20 protein-coding genes are annotated in these 19,181 nt (G+C 71.9%); 11 read left to right on the forward strand and 9 right to left on the reverse strand.

The window, feature by feature from the left end:
* Position 1 precedes the first annotated feature (1 nt).
* The 4 genes from ABZW32_RS10930 to ABZW32_RS10945 form a co-directional block, all read right to left on the reverse strand.
* Positions 2–787 carry an SURF1 family protein gene (locus ABZW32_RS10930; protein WP_356214072.1) on the reverse strand — a complete coding sequence of 262 codons (786 nt, stop codon included), beginning with the start codon at positions 785–787 and terminating at the stop codon, positions 2–4.
* A gap of 90 nt (positions 788–877) precedes the next feature.
* Positions 878–1,111: a hypothetical protein gene (locus ABZW32_RS10935; protein ID WP_078950449.1), complete on the reverse strand. Its 234-nt coding sequence runs from the start codon at positions 1,109–1,111 to the stop codon at positions 878–880.
* 87 nt (positions 1,112–1,198) lie between these two features.
* The gene (locus ABZW32_RS10940; protein ID WP_356214074.1) at positions 1,199–2,176 is read right to left on the reverse strand and encodes a DEDDh family exonuclease; all 978 of its coding nucleotides are present in this window, start codon (positions 2,174–2,176) and stop codon (positions 1,199–1,201) included.
* Positions 2,177–2,257: 81 nt separating this feature from the next.
* A complete protein-coding gene (locus ABZW32_RS10945) occupies positions 2,258–2,899 on the reverse strand; it encodes a TetR family transcriptional regulator (protein ID WP_356214076.1) in 642 nt (213 codons plus the stop codon).
* A gap of 111 nt (positions 2,900–3,010) precedes the next feature.
* Between ABZW32_RS10945 and ABZW32_RS10950 the strand changes: the two genes are divergently transcribed.
* From ABZW32_RS10950 to ABZW32_RS10980, 7 genes are all read left to right on the forward strand, one after another.
* Positions 3,011–3,808, forward strand: coding sequence for an acetoacetate decarboxylase family protein (locus ABZW32_RS10950; RefSeq protein WP_356214078.1), 798 nt, complete (start codon positions 3,011–3,013; stop codon positions 3,806–3,808).
* The gene (locus ABZW32_RS10955) at positions 3,808–4,692 is read left to right on the forward strand and encodes an SDR family NAD(P)-dependent oxidoreductase (protein ID WP_356214080.1); all 885 of its coding nucleotides are present in this window, start codon (positions 3,808–3,810) and stop codon (positions 4,690–4,692) included. The genes ABZW32_RS10950 and ABZW32_RS10955 overlap by 1 nt, the downstream gene beginning before the upstream one ends.
* A gap of 11 nt (positions 4,693–4,703) precedes the next feature.
* Positions 4,704–5,987, forward strand: a complete 1,284-nt coding sequence (locus tag ABZW32_RS10960) for an amidohydrolase family protein (protein ID WP_356214082.1) — start codon at positions 4,704–4,706, stop codon at positions 5,985–5,987.
* The gene (locus tag ABZW32_RS10965; RefSeq protein WP_356214084.1) at positions 5,984–7,207 is read left to right on the forward strand and encodes an amidohydrolase family protein; all 1,224 of its coding nucleotides are present in this window, start codon (positions 5,984–5,986) and stop codon (positions 7,205–7,207) included. The genes ABZW32_RS10960 and ABZW32_RS10965 overlap by 4 nt, the downstream gene beginning before the upstream one ends.
* 167 nt (positions 7,208–7,374) lie before the next feature.
* Complete coding sequence (locus ABZW32_RS10970; protein WP_356214086.1) at positions 7,375–8,265, forward strand: sterol desaturase family protein; 891 nt, start codon at positions 7,375–7,377, stop codon at positions 8,263–8,265.
* The gene (locus tag ABZW32_RS10975; RefSeq protein WP_356214088.1) at positions 8,262–8,969 is read left to right on the forward strand and encodes a lysoplasmalogenase; all 708 of its coding nucleotides are present in this window, start codon (positions 8,262–8,264) and stop codon (positions 8,967–8,969) included. The genes ABZW32_RS10970 and ABZW32_RS10975 overlap by 4 nt, the downstream gene beginning before the upstream one ends.
* Before the next feature lie 28 nt (positions 8,970–8,997).
* Positions 8,998–10,041 carry a zinc-dependent alcohol dehydrogenase family protein gene (locus ABZW32_RS10980; protein ID WP_285537510.1) on the forward strand — a complete coding sequence of 348 codons (1,044 nt, stop codon included), beginning with the start codon at positions 8,998–9,000 and terminating at the stop codon, positions 10,039–10,041.
* Positions 10,042–10,112: 71 nt separating this feature from the next.
* On the opposite strand, the gene ABZW32_RS10985 is transcribed toward ABZW32_RS10980, so the two are convergent.
* Positions 10,113–11,660 (reverse strand): S8 family serine peptidase, encoded by a 1,548-nt coding sequence (locus ABZW32_RS10985; RefSeq protein ID WP_356214090.1) that lies wholly within the window; start codon positions 11,658–11,660, stop codon positions 10,113–10,115.
* A gap of 257 nt (positions 11,661–11,917) precedes the next feature.
* On the opposite strand from ABZW32_RS10985, the gene ABZW32_RS10990 reads away from it, so the two are divergent.
* The 3 genes from ABZW32_RS10990 (at position 11,918) to moaA (ending at position 15,096) form a co-directional block, all read left to right on the forward strand.
* The gene (locus ABZW32_RS10990; RefSeq protein WP_030233482.1) at positions 11,918–12,283 is read left to right on the forward strand and encodes a DUF485 domain-containing protein; all 366 of its coding nucleotides are present in this window, start codon (positions 11,918–11,920) and stop codon (positions 12,281–12,283) included.
* Complete coding sequence (locus ABZW32_RS10995; RefSeq protein WP_356214092.1) at positions 12,280–13,929, forward strand: cation acetate symporter; 1,650 nt, start codon at positions 12,280–12,282, stop codon at positions 13,927–13,929. The genes ABZW32_RS10990 and ABZW32_RS10995 overlap by 4 nt, the downstream gene beginning before the upstream one ends.
* Before the next feature lie 177 nt (positions 13,930–14,106).
* Positions 14,107–15,096: a GTP 3',8-cyclase MoaA gene (gene moaA / locus ABZW32_RS11000; protein ID WP_356214094.1), complete on the forward strand. Its 990-nt coding sequence runs from the start codon at positions 14,107–14,109 to the stop codon at positions 15,094–15,096.
* Positions 15,097–15,167: 71 nt separating this feature from the next.
* Here the strand turns inward: moaA and ABZW32_RS11005 are convergent, their stop codons facing one another.
* Positions 15,168–15,431, reverse strand: coding sequence for a hypothetical protein (locus ABZW32_RS11005; RefSeq protein ID WP_356214096.1), 264 nt, complete (start codon positions 15,429–15,431; stop codon positions 15,168–15,170).
* Positions 15,432–15,569: 138 nt separating this feature from the next.
* Positions 15,570–15,902 carry a DUF3099 domain-containing protein gene (locus ABZW32_RS11010; RefSeq protein ID WP_356214098.1) on the reverse strand — a complete coding sequence of 111 codons (333 nt, stop codon included), beginning with the start codon at positions 15,900–15,902 and terminating at the stop codon, positions 15,570–15,572.
* A 180-nt stretch (positions 15,903–16,082) separates the two neighbouring features.
* On the opposite strand from ABZW32_RS11010, the gene ABZW32_RS11015 reads away from it, so the two are divergent.
* A complete protein-coding gene (locus ABZW32_RS11015) occupies positions 16,083–16,361 on the forward strand; it encodes a GlsB/YeaQ/YmgE family stress response membrane protein (RefSeq protein ID WP_356214100.1) in 279 nt (92 codons plus the stop codon).
* 79 nt (positions 16,362–16,440) lie between these two features.
* On the opposite strand, the gene tyrS is transcribed toward ABZW32_RS11015, so the two are convergent.
* Complete coding sequence (gene tyrS, locus ABZW32_RS11020; RefSeq protein WP_356214102.1) at positions 16,441–17,739, reverse strand: tyrosine--tRNA ligase; 1,299 nt, start codon at positions 17,737–17,739, stop codon at positions 16,441–16,443.
* 51 nt (positions 17,740–17,790) lie between these two features.
* Positions 17,791–19,179 (reverse strand): metallopeptidase TldD-related protein, encoded by a 1,389-nt coding sequence (locus ABZW32_RS11025; protein ID WP_356214104.1) that lies wholly within the window; start codon positions 19,177–19,179, stop codon positions 17,791–17,793.
* Positions 19,180–19,181: the final 2 nt, after the last annotated feature.

Raw genomic sequence — 19,181 nt, forward strand, 5'->3', positions numbered from 1 at the left:
GCTACGCCGGAGCGGGCTCCAGTGGTACGGCCTTCGCCGCGGCCTCCTCGCGGTCGCGCTTCTCCCGGCGCACCAGGACCACCCAGCCCACCGGTACCGCCGCCGCGAACAGCCACCACTGGACCGCGTACGCCATGTGCGGGCCGATCGAGTCGTGGTCGGGCTCGGCCACCGCCTCCGGGCTGCCGCCCGCCGGGAGCGGGGAGGTGAGTTCCAGGTAGCCGCCGAGGACGGGCCGGCCCTGGGCGGCCGCCTGCTGCCCGCTGTCGATCAGCATCACCTGGCGGTCGGGCAGGCCCTTGCGGTCCTTGATCCCGCTGTCGCCGCTGGTCTCGTCGGCCTTCAGCCGCCCGGTGACCGTGACCTCGCCCGCGGGCGCGGCCGGCACCGGCGGGTAGGCGCGCGGGTCGTCGCCGCCCGCGACCCAGCCCCGGTTGACCAGCACCGCCCGGCCGTCGGCCAGCACCAGCGGGGTGACGACCTGGAAACCGACCTTGTCGTTGTTGGAGGTGCGCATCCGTACGACCACCTCGTGCGCCGGGTCGTAGGTGCCGGTGGCGGTGACGGCGCGCCAGTAGTCGGCCCTCGGGACGGTGTGGCCGGGCGAGGTGACCCCGGTCATCGGCACCGGCTTCGCGTACAGGTTCTTCGCGATCAGCTCGTTCTGCGCGACGCGGTGCTCGTGGCGGTGGAACTGCCAGAACCCCAGCTTGATCATCGCGGGGATGAGGACGAGGGCGATGAGGGTGAGGCACACCCACTGCCGGGTCAGGACGAAGCGGTACACGCCCACGACGGTACCCGCAGCGACGGGGACCCCGGTGGCCGGGTGGCCATCCGGGGTCGGGACGACGGGGGGAAGCGGGGGAAGCCGGGGTCAGACGCGGTCGGTGATGCCCACCTTCCCCTCCGCGCGGGCGCAGTGCGCGCCGCAGAACCACTGTCCCTGGACCTCGACGCCCTGCCCGATGATCTGGACCCGGCAGTGCTCGCAGATGGGTGCCATGCGGTGGATGGCGCAGGAGAAGCAGTCGAAGACGTGCACCGCGCCCTGCGCGTGCACCTCGAAGGACATGCCGTAATCGTTTCCGCAGACCTCACAACGTGCCATGCGCCGCATGCTGCGCACGACGGACGGCCGGAACAAGATCAACCGGGGTGAGTCGCGGCCCCTGCACCCGGCCGGAGCAACGCCCTTCTAGCACTCCTGCGCGGGTGCGACGTCCCGCAGCAGCTGGGTGAACGCCGCCTCGTCCACCACCGGGGTGCCGAAGGCCTTCGCCTTGACCGTCTTGGAGGTCGCCGAGTCGGGGTCGTTGGTCACCAGCAGGCTGGTGAGCCGCGACACGCTCGTCGCGATGTGCAGGCCCGCCTCCACCGCCCGGTCCTCCAGCAGCTCCCGGTCCACCGAGGTGTCACCCGAGAAGGCGACCCGCATGCCCTGCTTGAGCGGCGTGCCGTCCTCGAAGCGCCCCGGGTTGGGGTACGGGCACGGCGGCCGCTTGCGCGAGGCCCGCCAGGTGCCGGAGCCGCCGTACGAGGCCTGGTAGCCGATCCGGGGCGTGGCGGGGGAGTCCGACCACTCCGTCAGCGCCCGGCACTCCAGCAGGGGCAGCCGTACGCCGCCCCGCGCGGCGGTGTGCAGCGACGGACGGAAGGCCTCCGCCAGCACCCGGGCGTCGTCCAGCGCGTGGTGGGCGCGCTGCTGGACCACGCCGTAGTGCGCGGCGAGCGATTCCAGCTTGTGGTTGGGCAGCGGCAGGTCCAGTTCCTTCGACAGGGCGATGGTGCACAGCCGCTGGCGCACCGGCGCGGTCCGGGAGGCCCGCGCGTACTCCCGGGCGATCATCTGCCAGTCGAAGATGGCGTTGTGCGCGACGAGCACCCGGTTCGCGAGCCGCTCGGCGAACTCCTCGGCGATGTCCTCGAAGAGGGGCGCGTCGGCGAGCATCTCGCTGGTGAGCCCGTGGATCCAGACCGGCCCCGGGTCCCGGCGCGGGTTGACCAGGGTGTACCAGTGGTCCTCCACCTCGCCCCGCGCGTCGAGCCGGTAGACGGCCGCGGACACGATCCGGTCGTCACGAGCGAGCCCGGTGGTCTCCACGTCGACGACCGCGTACCCCTCGGGGTACGCGGTCGGCCACGTCGTGTCTGCGGTCGTACGGTCGTCGAGCATGGTCACAGAGGATATCGGCCCCGACCGACAGCCGTGGCCCGATGGCCCTTCATTGCGGCTCGGCCACGAGGTTCCCGGCGCTCACCGGGGTGAGGGATCCGGCCGCTCCGGTGCGAGCAGGGCCTCCGTCAGCGCCCGCACCGACAGCAGGAACAGCCGTTCCGGGTCGGCCGGGCGGGACAGGGCGCGGGCCAGGGCAGGGTCGTCGGGGGCCGTGGCGCGGTCCCAGAGGTCGCCCTCGGCGGGGGACTGGGCGGGGGAGCGTTCGCGGTTGCGCTCGACGAGCAGGAAGCCGACGATCTGGAACTGGATCGCGCGTACGGCGTCGGCGGCCCGCGCGCCGCGCAGCCCGGCGGCGTGCACCTCGTGGACCAGGGCACGCTGGGCGGGCAGGAACATCCGCTCGGTGAGGCCGCGTTCGTGGACCATGGCGATCAGGTGCGGGCGTCCGCGCAGTTCGCGGCGCAGGATCCGGGCCACCGACAGGATCCGGTCGGCCGGGGTGCGGCCGACGGGGCGGACGGCGCCCATCTCCTGGACGGTGCGTTCCACGAGGGCGTCGAGGAGGGACTCGCGGTTGCCGACGTGCCAGTAGATGGAGGTCACCGCCGTGCCCAGGTCGGCGGCGAGCCCGCGCATGGTCAGGGCCGCCGGACCGTGCCGCCTGACCAGCGAGGCGGCCGCCCCCAGTACCTCCTCACGGGTCAGCGGGTTCCTCGCCATGGGCCGGCCGCCAATCTGTCGATCCGTCAGTTCTGGTGCGTGCGGGGGTCTTTACCCTTCATCGGCGGCGGTGTAACTGTGTTACAGACCGACCGAAGGAGGGTGCGATTCATGGCACGCGTACGGTACGGAGCGCGCACCGAGGCCGAGATCGCGGCGTCGCGCGAGAAGAGTTCGAAGCTCCCCGACATCTGGTCCACCGGGGTCGTGGCCGTCTGGGAGAGCGATCCGGACGTGGTGGCGGCGGTGCTGCCGCCGCCGCTGAAGCCCGCCGAGCGGCCCCTGGTGCGGGCCAACATCAGCAAGGTCGACCTCCCCGGCTACCCGCTCGGCGCCGGCTCGGTGGCCGTCGCCGCCCGGCACGGCGGCGTCGAGGGCTGGTACCCGCTGGTCATGCCGATGACGCACGAGCGCGCACTGACCGGTGGCCGCGAGGTGTTCGGCGAGCCCAAGAAGCTGGGCGAGGTGACCGTCGAACGCGAGGGCCTGGTCGTGCGGGCCGCCCTCGCCCGGCACGGGATCGCCTTCGTCGAGGTGCGCGGGGCGGTGGACCGCCCGCTGCCGCTGCCCGAGCCCGTCCAGAAGACCGACTTCTACTTCAAGTTCCTGCCCGCGGTGGACGGTTCGGGCTTCGAGTCCGACCCGGTGCTGGTCCACTGCACGCGCAACGAGAAGGTCCGCAAGCTGGAGCACATCACCGGTGACGTGGTGCTCCGCGAGTCGATGTACGACCCGGTGGCCGATCTCCCCGTACGCCGTGTCGTCGAGATCACCATCGGCGAGAAGACCACCGACCAGAAGGGCCGGGCCGTCGAGCGCGTCAGCGCCCAGGCCCTGCTCCCGTACGTCCACCAGCGCTACGACGACCCGATGCAGATCCTCGACGGGCCGCCCGAGGGGAGCGTCTGATGCGCCTGGAGCCCGGACAGGTGGCCGTCGTCACCGGCGCCGCGAGCGGAATCGGCCTCGCCATGGCCCGCCGCTTCGCCGCCGAGGGACTGAAGGTGGTCCTCGCCGACGTGGAGGAGGACGCCCTGCGCGGGGCCGCCGGGGAACTGGCCGCCGAGGGGGCCGAGGTCCTGGCCCGCGTCGTCGACGTCAGCGAGCGCGACTCCGTGCTCGCCCTGGCCGACGCCGCCTACGAGGCCTTCGGCGCCGTCCACGTGCTGTGCAACAACGCGGGCGTCGGCTCGGGCGCCGAGGGCCGGATGTGGGAACACGAGCCCAACGACTGGAAGTGGGCCTTCTCCGTCAACGTCTGGGGCGTCTTCCACGGCATCCAGGCCTTCGTCCCCCGCATGATCGAGGCCGGCGGCCCCGGGCACGTCGTCAACACCTCCTCCGGCGACGGCGGCATCGCCCCCCTGCCCACCGCCTCCGTCTACGCCGTCACCAAGGCGGCCGTGGTCACCATGACCGAGTCCCTGTACGCCCACCTCAGGGCCGAGGGCGCGGCCGTCGGCGCCTCCGTCCTCTTCCCCGGACCGCACATGCTGCGCACCGGCCTGTGGGAGTCCCACCGCAACCGGCCCGAGCGCTACGCGAAGCAGCGGCCGCGCAGGACCCCGTACCGCAGCCTCGACCAGTACGAGGCCGCGATGAAGCAGGCCGGTCACGAGGTGGCCTTCACCCCCGTGGAGGAGGTCGCCGAGCACGTCGTCGACGGCATCCGCGCCGACCGCTTCTGGATGCTCCCGGCGAGCGAGCACAGCGACCGGCAGATCCGCGCCCGGTCGCGGTCGATGCTCGACCGCGCCAACCCCGCCTACCTGGAAAGCTTCATCCTCGACTGAGGGGCCGTGCAGTGAACGCGTACGAAGACCCGTACCTGATCATCTCCTCCGACTGCCACGCGGGCCTGCCGACCGAGCGGTACCGCCCCTACCTCGACTCCCGCTTCCACCCCCGGTTCGACGAGTTCCTCGGCCAGCGCGACGCCCGCCGCGAGGAGGCCACCCGCCTGGGCATCCGCAACGAGGCCTTCGCCCAGAAGTGGTTCCACGAGAACGAGGAGGGCCTCAAGGGCGGCTGGGACGCCACCCAGCGGCTCAAGGAACTCGACGGTGACGGAGTCGCCGCCGAGGTGGTCTTCCCCGACGCCGACGCGGTCGACAGCCAGACCGCCGCGCCCTTCGGCGTCGGCCTCGGCCTCTCCGGCGACCAGGACCCCGAGCTGGGCATGGCGGGCGCGCAGGCGCACAACCGCTGGCTCGCGGAGTTCGTGTCGCAGAACCCCGAACGCCACTGCGGGGTCGCCCTGCTGCCCATCACCGCGGAGCCCGCCAAGGTGGTGGCGGAGATCCACCGGGCCAAGGAGTCCGGGCTCGGCGCCCTGATGATCCCGTCCATGTGGGTGGACCAGGCGCCCTACCACGACCGCCGTTACGACCCCGTGTGGGCGGCGGCCGCCGAGACCGCGATGCCGATCGTCACCCACTCGGGGGCCGCGCCCCGCCACGAGTACGGGCACCACCTCGGCATCTACGTCTCCGAGGTCACCTGGTGGCCGGCCCGCCCGCTGTGGTTCCTGCTCTGGTCCGGGGTCTTCGAGCGGCACCCGGGCCTGAGGTTCGGCATCGCCGAGTCGGGCTGCTGGTGGCTGCCGAACCAGCTCTGGTTCATGGACCGGCTCTACCTCGGGGCGCACGGGGGCAAGAAGCTCTCCCCGTTCGCGGAGCTGAAGCGCCCGCCGAGCGAGTACCTGGACCGCCAGGTGTTCATCTGCGCCACGAACACCAAGCGGCGCGAACTCGCCCAGCGCTACGAGATCGGCGTGGACAACATCCTGTGGGGCTCGGACTTCCCGCACCCCGAGGGCACCTGGCCCGACACCCGCAACTGGCTGCGCAGCACCTTCCACGACGTCCCGGTGGCCGAGACCCGCCGGATGCTGGGTCTGGCCGCGGCCGAGGTCTTCGGCTTCGACACCGCGAAGCTCGCCCCGGTCGCCCGCCGGATCGGCCCCACCCCGGACGAGCTCGGGCAGTCCCCGGACCAGGCGGCGGTGGAGGCCTCCTGGGCCCGCTCCCGCGAGACGGGCCGGCACTGGCTGACGGGCGGCGACTTCCCCGTCCTGGGGGTCTCGTGACCACCGGGGACCGCTACACGGTCATCTCGGCCGACTGCCACGCGGGCGCCGACCTGCCGGACTACCGGCCGTACCTGGCCAAGCGGCACCACGAGGCCTTCGACGCCTGGGCCGCCGGCTACGTCAACCCGTACGAGGACCTCCTCGCCGACACCGCCGACCGCAACTGGAACTCGGCCCGCCGGCTGGCCGAGCTCGAAGCGGACGGCATCGTCGCGGAGGTCCTCTTCCCGAACACGATCCCGCCGTTCTTCCCCGCGGCCTCCTTGATGACGCAGCCGCCCACGGCCGCGGAGTACGAGCTGCGCTGGGCGGGCCTGCAGGCGCACAACCGCTGGCTGGCCGACTTCTGCGCGGACGCGCCGGGCCGGCGGGCCGGGGTGGCGCAGATCCTCCTCAACGACGTGGACGAGGCGGTCCGGGAGATCCGCCGCACGAAGGAGGCGGGCCTGACGGGCGGCATCCTCCTGCCCGGAGTCCCTCCGGGCTCACCCGTCCCGGAGCTCTACTCCGCCGCCTACGACCCGATCTGGGCCGTCTGCGCCGAACTCGACGTCCCCGTCAACCACCACGGCGGCTCGGCCTCGCCCCCGCTCGGGGACGAACCGGCGGCCCGCGCCGTCTTCATGGTGGAGACCACCTGGTTCTCCCACCGCGCCCTGTGGCACCTGATCTTCGGCGGGGCCTTCCGTCGCCACCCCGGCCTGAAGCTGGTCCTGACGGAGCAGGGCTCGGGCTGGATCCCGGGCGTCCTGGAGATGCTGGACTACTACCACGGCCGCCTCGTCACGGCCTCGGCCACGGCGGAGGCCAAGTTCGGGGCGGGCCTGGCCGACGCCATGGGCCGGGGCCCCAGCGAGGTCTGGCGGGACAACTGCTTCGTGGGGGCGAGCTTCATGCGCCCCCACGAGGTCCCGCTGCGGGACCGGATCGGCCTCGACAAGATCATGTGGGGCAGCGACTACCCCCACGACGAGGGCACCACCCCCTTCTCCCGCGAGGGCCTGCGCATCGCCTACGCGGGCCTCCCGCGCGAGGAGGTCGCGGCGATGGTCGGCGGCAACGCCGCCCGCGTCTACGGCTTCGACCTCCCCCTCCTGGACGCCCTGGCCGCCAAACACGGCCCCCTGGTCTCGGAGGTGGCCGAACCCCTGACCCGCATCCCCCCGGAAGCCACCAGCCCGGCCTTCGCCCTCGGCGCCTCGGTCCGCGTCTGGTGACAGCGTCCGGGACCCCGCCGGAGCGGCTCGCGGCAACCGCGTGAGCCGCTCCGGCGGGGCTGCGCCCGAAGCCCCTACCACCCTGGGGGTACCGTCGGTAACTTAGTCGGATACCGATCGGTAACAACCTCTAGCGGAGCCCCCCGGGGCGCCTCTATGGTGCGGGCATGCCGAACCTGCCCGATGTCGTGCTGTGGTCCATACCCGCGTTCGTCCTGCTCACCGTCATCGAGGTGGTGAGCTACCGGCTGCATCCCGACGAGGACGCCGCCGGGTACGACGCCAAGGACGCGGTCACGAGCGTCACCATGGGCATCGGCAGCATCGGGTTCGACCTGCTCTGGAAGATCCCGGTCGTCGCCGTCTTCACGGCCGTCTACGAACTGACCCCGCTGCGCGTGCCGTTCCTGTGGTGGACCGCCCTGCTGATGCTGCTCGCGCAGGACTTCCTCTACTACTGGCAGCACCGGCTGCACCACGTCATCCGCATCCTGTGGGCCTGCCACGTGGTCCACCACAGCAGCCGCAGGTTCAACCTCACCACCGCCCTGCGCCAGCCCTGGACCAGCGCCACCACCTGGTGGTTCTACCTGCCCATGGTCGCCCTCGGCGTGCACCCGGCCGCGATCCCCTTCTGCTACGGGATCAACCTCCTCTACCAGTTCTGGGTCCACACCGAGCGCATCGGAAAGCTGCCGCGGCCGTACGAGTACGTCTTCAACACCCCCTCGCACCACCGCGTCCACCACGCCTCCCAGGGCGGCTACCTCGACCGCAACTTCGGCGGCATCCTGATCGTCTGGGACCGGATGTTCGGGTCCTGGGTCGGGGAGACCGAGCGGCCCGTCTACGGGCTGACCAAGAACATCGGCACCCACAACCCGCTGCGCGTGGCCACCCACGAGTACGCCGCCATCGCCCGCGACGTACGGGCCGCCGGCAGCTGGCGCGAGCGCGCCGGGCGGGTCTTCCGCGGGCCGGGCTGGCAGCCCGTCGCCCAGCGGGTCCCGGCCGGGGGAGCGCCCGCCGCCGCGCCGGAGCCGGAGCGTGCCGCGTGAGCGCCACCGGGTCCCGTACGCCGTCCTGGGCGGACCGCCGCGCGAGCGTCGGACACCGGCCCGCGGCCGGCGCCGCCGGGCGGGCGCTGCTCGTCGCCTTCGGCGTGGCCGCCGCCGTCGACCTCGGCGCGCTGCTGGCCGGCTGGCACCTCGGGCACGTGATCGCCAAGCCACTGCTGATGCCGCTGCTGGTGGCCCACGTCATCACCCGTGGCGCCCCCCGCCTGCTGATCGCCGCCCTGCTGTTCGGCTGGGGCGGCGACCTCGCCCTGCTCTTCGACGCCGAGCCCGCCTTCCTCGTCGGCATGGGCTCCTTCGCCGCCGGGCACGTCTGCTACCTCGTGCTCTTCGGCCGCGGCCGGACGGGCCCCGTGCTCGGGGGCGCGTACGCCCTCGCGCTCGTCGGGACCGTCGCGCTGCTCTGGGGGGACCTGCCGGCCGGCCTGCGCGTCCCCGTCGCCGGGTACAGCCTGCTGCTCACCGCCATGGCCTACCGCTCCAGCGCACTCGGCCGTACCGCGGGCATCGGCGGCGCGCTGTTCCTGCTCTCCGACACCCTCATCGCGACCGGCGTCGCCGAGTGGCCCCAGCCGCCCCGCCCCGACTTCTGGATCATGGCCACCTACCTGGCGGCCCAGTACCTGCTGGCCATGGGAGCGATCGCACCGGCGCAGGCGTACCGTAGGGAAGTCATACAAGACTGAACCAACTGATCCGGAGGGCTGCACCACCATGCGCGCCACCGTCATCCACGCCCCGCACGACATCCGCGTGGAGGAGGTGCCCGACGCTGCGATCCAGCGCCCCGAGGACGCCGTCGTCCGCGTCCTGCGCGCCTGCATCTGCGGCAGCGACCTCTGGGCCTACCGCGGCGAGGCCGAGCGCCAGCCCGGCCAGCGGATCGGGCACGAGTTCCTGGGCATCGTCGAGGAGACCGGCTCCGCCGTCTCCGGCCTGCGCGCCGGGGACCTGGTCGTGGCCCCCTTCATGTGGTCCGACGGCACGTGTGACTACTGCTCCGAGGGCCTGTACACCTCCTGCGTGCACGGCGGTTTCTGGGGCTCGGTCGGCCACGACGGCGGCCAGGGCGAGGCCGTCCGCGTCCCGCACGCCGAGGGCACCCTGGTGAAGCTGCCGGCCGAGGCCGTCTCCGACGACCACCTGCTGACCGGCCTGCTGGCGCTCTCCGACGTCATGGGCACCGGCCACCACGCCGCCCTGGGCGCGGGGGTCCGCAAGGGCTCCACCGTCGCCGTGGTCGGCGACGGCGCCGTCGGGCTGTGCGGCGTCCTGGCCGCCAAGCGGCTCGGCGCCGAGCGGATCATCGCCCTCGGCCGGCACACCGTCCGTACCGACATAGCCAAGCTCTTCGGCGCCACCGACGTGGTCGCCGAGCGCGGCGAGGCCGCCGAGGCGGCCGTCCGCGAGCTGACCGGCGGGCAGGGCGCGCACGCCGTGATCGAGGCGGTCGGCACCGAGCAGTCCATGCGGACCGCCGTGAACATCACCCGCGACGGCGGCGCCATCGGCTACGTGGGCGTCCCGCACGGCAGCGGCACCGGCCTGGACCTCGGCGTGATGTTCGACCGCAACATCACCCTGCGCGGCGGTGTGGCGCCGGTCCGCGCGTACATCCCGGAGCTGCTGGAGGACGTGCTGAGCGGGGCCATCGACCCGGCGCCGGTCTTCGACCGCGCCGTGTCCCTGGACGAGGTCCCGGACGGCTACCGCGCGATGGACGACCGCAGCGCCCTCAAGGTCCTGATCAAGCCCTGATCACGCCGTGACGCTGAGCTGCGGGCGGGCCGGGCGGGGGAGCACCCCGTCCGGCCCGCCCGCGGCGGTCGTTACTTGACGGCCTTGAGCGCGTCGACCACGCCCGCGCCGTAGTAGCCGGTCTGGCCCCACTTGGCCTTGCAGGTGGCGGCGTCGATCAGGTTGCCGGTGCCGTCGTAGATCTTGTCCGGGCAGGCCGTCTTCGTGGCCTGGCCCTTGAGCATCGCCTGTATCTGCGCGGGCGTGGCCCACGGGTGCGCGCTCTTGATCAGGGCCGCGACGCCCGCGACGTGCGGGGTGGCCATCGAGGTGCCCTGCTTGTAGCCGTAGCCGCCGCCCGGCAGGGTGGACAGCACCCGGCCATTGGCGTCGGGGGTGGCCGGGATCTGCCACTTGTCGCCGCCGGGGGCGGCGACGTCGACGACGCCGAGGCCGTAGCTGGAGTAGTACGAGCGCAGGCCCTTGTCGCCGGTCGCGCTGACCGTGACCACGCCGGGCAGCTGCGCGGGCAGGTCCAGGCAGACCTTCGGGTCGATGGTGCGGGGCCCGGGGGTGGCGTCGTCCGGGCTGGTGTCGTCGAGGATCGAGTCGGCGGCCAGGTCGAAGTTCTCGTTGCCCGCCGCGGCCACGTTGAGGACGCCCTTGCGCTCGGCGTACCTGGTGGCCCGGGTGAGGGACTCCACCAGCGCCTTCTGGTCGTCGTCCGTCTTGCAGTTGAACATCCACGGGTCGACGTAGTAGCTGTTGTTCGTCACCTCGATCCCCTTCTCGGCGGCGAACATGAAGCCGCACACGACCGCCTCGGTGAAGAACAGGCTGGTTCCGGGCTCGCTCACCTTGATGCCGGCGACCTTCACGCCCGGCGCGACGCCGCTGACGCCGATGCCGTTGCGCGGGGCGGCGATGGTGCCCGCTACGTGCGTGCCGTGGTCACTGCCGTCGGGGTACGGGCGCCAGGCGCCGTCCGTGGTGTCCGCGACGCCGCCCACGCAGTTGGCGGACTGGCTCTTGGAGAAGTTGGCGGCCAGATCGGGGTGGGTGTCGTCGACACCCGTGTCGATGACGCCCACGGTGACGTCCGGGCTGCCATCGTTGATCTTGTGAGCCTGGTCCGCCTTGATCGCGCGCAGGTCCCACTGGTTGGACTCCAGGGGCTCCTGCCCCGGCTCGGCCTGCGCGGCCGCCTTGGCGGCGTCCGCCGCGCTCAGCTTCTGGGTCGTGCCCTCCTCGGTGGTCTGCACCGTCTGGAGGGGGGCCGTCCGGGTGGCGCCCACCGACACGAAGAGGCTGCGCTGGGCGCGCAGCTGCTTGGCGAAGTCGGGGTTCTGGGAGTGTGCGACGACGACGCCGATCTGCTCATACGACGTCACCACCGTTCCACCGGCCTGCTCGATGGCCTTCTTGGCCTGCTTGACCGTCCCGTACGCGGTCAGGTTCGCCACGTACGACAGCTTCGGGCCGGTGGTGGAGGCGGGCTTCGCGGCCGCGGCCGGGCCCGCCGTGTCGCTCAGCGGTGCGGCCGAGGCCGCGACCGAGGGCAGGAAGGCGAGCGAGGCGGTGAGCGCCAGGCCGACCGGAACGGCGAGTGCTCGCCGGCGGCCGTGTCCCAGATGAGCCATGGGTTCTCCACATCATCCGTGAAAAAGCCGTCCGCACGCGGTCGCGTCGGACGGGTACATGACACGCGAACCTAGCGTCGACGTTCCCTTCCGCGCCATCAGTTCGAGGAATCAGTTTTCAAAGAATCTGCGGGTGTTGAACCGTCGCGACACGCCGGCCGTGCCGTTGACAGGGGGGATCAGCACCACCGTCCCCCCACACGGAGGTTGTTTTGTCCGTCGTCCCCACCGCACCCGCGTCACAAGGAGAACCCCCCGTGACCACCGAAGCAGCGCCGCCCCACGGCGGCGCGGGACCGGCCCCGGCCCACCCCTCGGCAGAAGAGTTCACGCGCGTCCAGCAGAGCCCCGAATTCGCCGAACTGCGCAGCTCCTACCGGTCCTTCGCCTTCCCGCTGACCGTGGCCTTCATCGCCTGGTACCTGCTCTACGTGCTGCTGTCCAACTACGCGGGCGGCTTCATGGGGACCAAGCTCTTCGGCAACATCAACGTCGCCCTCGTCCTCGGCCTCGCCCAGTTCGCGACGACCTTCCTGATCGCCTGGCTCTACTCGCGGCACGCCGCCGCGAAGCTCGACCCCAAGGCCCGCGCCATCAAGCAGGAGATGGAGGCCGGGGCATGAGCACCCTCCCGCAGCCGGCCCCGGAGCTGGCCCCGCACCTGACCCTCGCCGCGGGCGCGAGCGAGCACCGTCCGCTGATCATCACCCTCTTCGGCCTGTTCGTCGTCGCGACCCTCGTCATCACCGTCTGGGCCGGCCGCCAGACCAAGGACGCCGCCGACTTCTACGCGGGCGGCCGCCAGTTCACCGGCTTCCAGAACGGCCTGGCCATCTCCGGCGACTACATGTCCGCCGCGTCCTTCCTGGGCATCGCCGGAGCCATCGCCCTCTTCGGCTACGACGGCTTCCTCTACTCCATCGGCTTCCTCGTCGCCTGGCTGGTGGCCCTGCTCCTGGTCGCCGAGCCGCTGCGCAACTCCGGCCGCTACACGATGGGCGACGTCCTCGCGTACCGGATGCGCCAGCGGCCCGTCCGCACCGCCGCCGGCACCTCCACCATCGTGGTCTCGATCTTCTACCTGCTCGCCCAGATGGCCGGCGCGGGCGTCCTCGTCTCGTTGCTCCTGGGCATCACCAGCGACGGCGGCAAGGTCGCCGTGGTCGCCCTGGTCGGCCTGCTGATGATCGTCTACGTGACCGTCGGCGGCATGAAGGGGACCACCTGGGTCCAGATGGTCAAGGCGGTCCTGCTCATCGCGGGCGCCCTGCTGATCACCTTCCTGGTGCTGCTGAAGTTCGACTTCAACATCTCCGCCCTGCTCGGCCAGGCCGCCGAGAACAGCGGCCAGGGATCGAAGTTCCTGGAACCCGGCCTCAAGTACGGCAAGGACGGGCTCACCAAGCTCGACTTCATCTCGCTGGGCCTGGCCCTGGTCCTCGGCACCGCCGGCCTGCCGCACATCCTGATCCGCTTCTACACCGTCCCCACGGCCAAGGCCGCCCGCAAGTCCGTGAACTGGGCCATCGGCATCATCGGCGCCTTCTACCTGATGACCATCGCCCTCGGCTTCGGCGCCGCAGCCCTCCTCAAGCGGGCCGACATCCTGGCCTCCAACAAGGCCGGCAACACCGCCGCCCCGCTGCTCGCCCAGGAGATCGGCGGCGGCGCCGGATCCACCGGCGGCGCGGTCCTGCTCGCGGTCATCTCCGCCGTCGCCTTCGCCACCATCCTCGCGGTGGTCGCCGGCCTCACCCTGGCCTCGTCCTCGTCCTTCGCGCACGACATCTACGTCAACGTCATCCGCAAGGGCCGGGCCACCGAGAAGGAGGAGATGCGCGCCGCCCGCTGGTCCACCGTGGTCATCGGCGCCGTCGCCATCGCCCTCGGAGCCCTCGCCCGCGACATGAACGTCGCCGGCCTGGTCGCGCTCGCCTTCGCGGTCGCCGCCTCCGCCAACCTCCCGACCATCCTCTACAGCCTCTTCTGGAAGCGCTTCACCACCCAGGGCGCGCTGTGGTCCATCTACGGCGGCCTGATCTCGGCGGTCGGCCTGGTGCTGTTCTCGCCGGTCGTCTCCGGCAAGCCCACCTCGATGTTCAAGGACGCCGACTTCTACTGGTTCCCCCTGGAGAACCCCGGGATCATCTCCATCCCCCTCGGCTTCCTCCTCGGCTGGCTGGGGACCGTACTGTCCAAGGAGGAGGCGGACCCCCGCAAGTTCGCCGAACTGGAGGTCCGCTCCCTCACCGGAACAGGGGCTCACTGAGATCCGACGAACACCCAGCGTGGCCGCGTCGTAGTTCCGTACGACGCGGCCACGCCACGTCTCGTTCCTTTGGGCCTCCCTCCCGGTAACAACCGTCGCGTAGGCTCGAAAGCAGCGCTTCCGCCCACCTGCGACTGCGCCAAGCTCTACCGATCCGGACAGGGGAGGGGGCCATCAGTGCTTCTCGACACCTACGGCCGCGTGGCCACTGACCTGCGCGTCTCACTCACCGACCGGTGCAACCTGCGCTGTACGTACTGCATGCCCGAAGAAGGCCTCCAGTGGCTCGGGAAGTCCGATCTGCTGAGCGACGAGGAGATCGTCCGGCTGGTCCGCATCGCCGTCACCCACCTCGGGATCACCGAGGTCCGCTTCACCGGCGGCGAGCCCCTGCTGCGCCCCGGGCTGGTCGGGATCGTCGAGCGGTGCGCGGCCCTGGAGCCCCGCCCCCGGATGTCCCTGACCACCAACGGCATCGGTCTCAAGCGCACCGCGCAGGCGCTCAAGGCCGCCGGCCTGGACAGAGTGAACGTTTCCCTGGACACCCTGCGCCCCGAGGTCTTCAAGACCCTCACCCGCCGTGACCGCCACCACGACGTCATCGACGGCATGGCGGCCGCCCGCGAGGCGGGTCTGACCCCGGTCAAGGTCAACGCCGTCCTGATGCCGGGGCTCAACGAGGACGAGGCCCCCGACCTGCTGGCCTGGGCCGTGGAGAACGAATACGAGCTCCGCTTCATCGAGCAGATGCCCCTGGACGCCCAGCACGGCTGGAAGCGCGACGGCATGATCACCGCCGGGGACATCCTGGAGTCCCTGCGCACGCGTTTCACGCTCACCGAGGAAGGCGCCGACGAACGCGGCTCCGCACCCGCCGAGCGCTGGGTGGTCGACGGCGGCCCGGCCACCGTCGGGGTCATCGCCTCCGTCACCCGCCCCTTCTGCGGGGCCTGCGACCGCACCCGGCTCACGGCCGACGGCCAGGTCCGCACGTGCCTGTTCGCCACCGAGGAGTCGGACCTGCGCGCCGCCCTGCGCTCGGGCGCCGCGGACGAGGAGATCGCCCGCCTGTGGCAGGTGGCGATGTGGGGGAAGAAGGCCGGCTCCGGCCTCGACGACCCGTCCTTCCTCCAGCCCGACCGCCCCATGTCGGCGATCGGCGGCTGAGCCCGCCACCGTGACCGCCCGGTCCGCCGGAGCCCGCCTCCAGGCGGCTCCGAGCGGGTCCCGGCGGGTCCTCAGGGGCGTTCCGAGCCCTCGGGCTGTTCCCACTCGTCGAGCTTCACGACGTCCTTGAGGAAACCGCGCACCCCCAGGAACTGCGAGAGGTGTTCGCGGTGCTCCTCGCACGCCAGCCACGTCTTGCGCCGCTCCGGCGCGTGCAGCTTCGGGTTGTTCCACGCCAGGACCCAGACCGCCGTGTCACGGCAGCCCTTGGCGGAGCAGGTGGGGACGTCGGCTTCGGGGCCGGAGGAGCCGGAGAAGAAGTCAGGGGAGTTCACGGCCTCAACCCTACAAACGGAAGGGCGACGCCGGGCAGCCACGGGGGGAGCTGCCCGGCGTCGGTCCGTCGCTCCGACGGGGGATGCGGAGCGCGTAGGCAGTATGTCACGCAGGACCGGGTGGGGTGCACCGGAACTTCATGATTGATCTGAGGTTTTATTGAGGTTTCCGGCCTCCAGTGCGGGGCGCACCGGGGCCGGCATGAAGTGCGAGGGCAGTGAGGGGGTCGACTCGCGCCCCGCGTTGGCGATGACCACGGCGATGTAGGGCAGCAGCAGTCCCGCGGCGAGCGTCACGATCGCCACATGGCGTTCCACGTTCCACAGGAGGACGGTGGCGACCACCGACAGGGTCCGGATCGCCATCGAGATCACGTAGCGGCGCTGCCGTCCCCGCACGTCCTCTTCGAGGCCCATCCGGGCCCCGGTGATCCGGAAGACCTCGGCCCCGTTCCGCTTCGTCCGCTGCACGTTCCACCACCCGATCCACCCGCCGGACACTCCCCGGCCCGCAACCCTTCCACCGTACGCCGCCCCCGTCGAGCCGGGGAGAGGGGGTGTCCCTCCGATGGAGCCGTCCGACATGCGTGCCGGGCCGCACGGGTCGAGACTGGGCGCACATGCGCACAACGCGCCGCGAGGAGGCTCGACATGCAATGGTTGTGGGCGATCATCGTCGGTTTCGTGCTGGGCCTCATAGCCCGGGCCATCCTGCCCGGCAAGCAGCACCAGCCCCTGTGGCTGACCACCCTCTTCGGCATCCTCGGTGCCCTCCTCGGCAATGCCGTCGCGGGGTGGATCGGCGTCGGGGACACGGCGGGCATCGACTGGACCCGGCACCTGCTCCAGCTGGCCGGAGCGGTGCTGATCGTCGCGCTCGGCGATATGGCCTACGTGGCACTGCGGGGCGGCAAACGCGGGACCGCCTAGCGCCGCCGATGACGAAGGGGCCGATGCGGACGATTCCTGTCCGCACCGGCCCCTCATCGCGTCCGCCCGCCGGCCGGCCTCAGGCGCCCGCGGCCTCGGTGCCGGTGCCCTCGGTGCCGGTGACCTCGACCGCCGCCAGGTTCTTCTTGCCGCGCCGCAGCACGAGCCAGCGGCCGTGCAGCAGGTCCTCCGGGGCGGGGACCGCGTCCTCGGCGGTGACCTTCACGTTGTTCACGTAGGCGCCGCCCTCCTTCACGGTCCGACGGCCCGCGGACTTGCTGGCGACCAGCCCGGTCTCCGCGAGCAGGTCCACGACCTGCACCGGCTCGGCGACCTTGGCGTGCGGCAGCTCGGAGAGGGCCGCGGTCAGGGTGGCCTCGTCCAGCTCCGCGAGCTCGCCCTGGCCGAACAGCGCCTTCGACGCGGCGATCACGGCGGCGCACTGGTCCGCGCCGTGCACCAGCGTGGTCAGCTCCTCGGCCAGCGCCCGCTGGGCGGCACGCGCCTGCGGCCGCTCGGCGGTCTGCGCCTCCAGCTCCTCCAGCTCCTCGCGGGACTTGAAGGACAGGATCCGCATGTAGGTCGAGATGTCCCGGTCGTCCACGTTCAGCCAGAACTGGTAGAACGCGTACGGGGTGGTCATCTCCGGGTCCAGCCAGACGGCCCCGCTCTCGGACTTGCCGAACTTGGTGCCGTCCGCCTTGACCATCAGCGGGGTCGCCATCGCGTGGACGTGCGCCTGCGGCTCCACCCGGTGGATCAGGTCGAGCCCGGCCGTCAGGTTGCCCCACTGGTCCGAGCCGCCCTGCTGGAGGGTGCAGCCGTAGCGGCGGTACAGCTCCAGGAAGTCCATGCCCTGGAGCAGCTGGTAGCTGAACTCCGTGTAGCTGATGCCCTGGTCGGACTCCAGCCGCTTGGCGACCGAGTCCTTCGTCAGCATCTTGTTGACGCGGAAGTGCTTGCCGATGTCCCGCAGGAACTCGATGGCGGACATGCCCGCCGTCCAGTCCAGGTTGTTCACCATCAGTGCCGCGTTCTCGCCCTCGAAGGACAGGAACGGCTCGATCTGCGAGCGCAGCCGGTTCACCCAGTTCGCGATGGTCTCCGGGTCGTTCAGCGTGCGCTCGGCGGTCGGGCGCGGGTCACCGATCTGACCGGTGGCCCCGCCGACCAGCGCCAGCGGCCGGTGGCCGGCCTGCTGGAGCCGGCGCACGGTGAGCACCTGCACCAGGTGCCCCACGTGCAGCGAGGCCGCGGTCGGGTCGAAGCCGCAATAGAAGGTGACGGGACCGTCCGCGAACGCCTTGCGCAGCGCTTCTTCGTCGGTGGACTGGGCGAAGAGCCCACGCCACTTCAGTTCGTCGACGATGTCCGTCACGGTCTCTCGACTCCTTCGATGTCTGAAAATGCCGTGCTCAGTCTAGGTGGGTCACACGCCCTTGCTGACCGAGCTCATGTTGAAGTCCGGGATGCGCAGCGCGGGCATCGCGGCCCGGGTGAACCAGTCGCCCCACTCGCGCGGCAGGGTCTTCTCGGTCCGGCCGGCCTCCGAGGCCCGCGAGAGCAGGTCCACCGGGGACTCGTTGAACCGGAAGTTGTTGACCTCGCCCGTGACCTGCCCGTTCTCCACCAGGTAGACGCCGTCGCGGGTCAGGCCGGTGAGCAGCAGGGTGGCCGGGTCGACCTCGCGGATGTACCAGAGGCAGGTCAGCAGCAGGCCCCGCTCGGTGCCCGCCACCATCTCCTCCAGGGACTTGTCCCCGCCCCCGTCCAGGATGAGGTTCCCGAAGGAGGGGGAGAGCGGCAGGCCGGTCAGGTCCGCGCTGTGCCGGGTAGTGGTCAGCCGGGCCAGCTCGCCGCCGCTGATCCACTCGGTCGCCGGGACCGGCAGGCCGTTGTCGAACACCGAGGCGTCGTCGCCGGAGCTGTGCGCGATCACGAAGGGCGCGGACTCCAGGCCGGGCGCGTGCGGGTCGCTGCGCAGGGTCAGCGGGAGCCGTGAGAGCTCCTCGCCGATCCGGGTGCCGCCGCCGGGCTTGGAGAAGACCGTACGGCCCTCCACCGCGTCCCGGGCCGCCGCCGACCACATCTGGTAGATCAGCAGGTCCGCCACGGCCGTGGGCGGCAGCAGGGTCTCGTACCGCCCGGCGGGCAGCTCGACCTTGCGCTCCGCCCAGCCCAGGCGGACGGCCAGCTCCGCGTCCAGCACGGTCGGGTCCACGTCCTTGAAGTCCCGGGTGGCGCGGCCGGCCCAGGCCGAGCGGGAGCGGTCCGGGGACTTCGCGTTCAGCTCCAGCGTCCCGTTGGGCTGGTCGTGGCGCAGCCGCAGCCCCGTGGAGGTGCCGACGTACGTGGTGACCAGCTCGTGGTTCGCGAACCCGTACAGCTCCCGCCCGCCCGCGCGGGCCCGGGCGAAGGCCTCACCGAGGGCCGGGGCGAAGTCCGCGAACACCGCCGAGGAGGTCTCGGCGGGGGCGTCGGTGAAGTCGGGCGAGGCCGGGGTCCCGGTCACCAGCGGCTGGGCGTCCTCGGCGGGACCGGCCCCGCGGGCGGCCGCCTCGGCAGCGCGTACGAGCGGCTCCAGGTCGGCGGCGGTGACGGCGGAGCGCGAGACGACCCCCGAGGCCGTGCCCTCCTTGCCGTCGACGGTGGCGATGACCGTCAGGGTGCGGCCGCGGGTGACGCCGTTGGTGGTGAGCGCGTTGCCCGCCCAGCGCAGGTTGGCGCTGGACTCCTCGTCGGCGATGACGACGCAGCCGTCGGCCGTGGACAGCTCCAGGGCGCGCTCGACGATCTCGTGCGGCTTCGTGCGGCTCATCG

The organism is Streptomyces sp. NPDC004667 (assembly GCF_040609475.1).
In the GTDB taxonomy this organism is placed as follows: Bacteria; Actinomycetota; Actinomycetes; order Streptomycetales; family Streptomycetaceae; genus Streptomyces.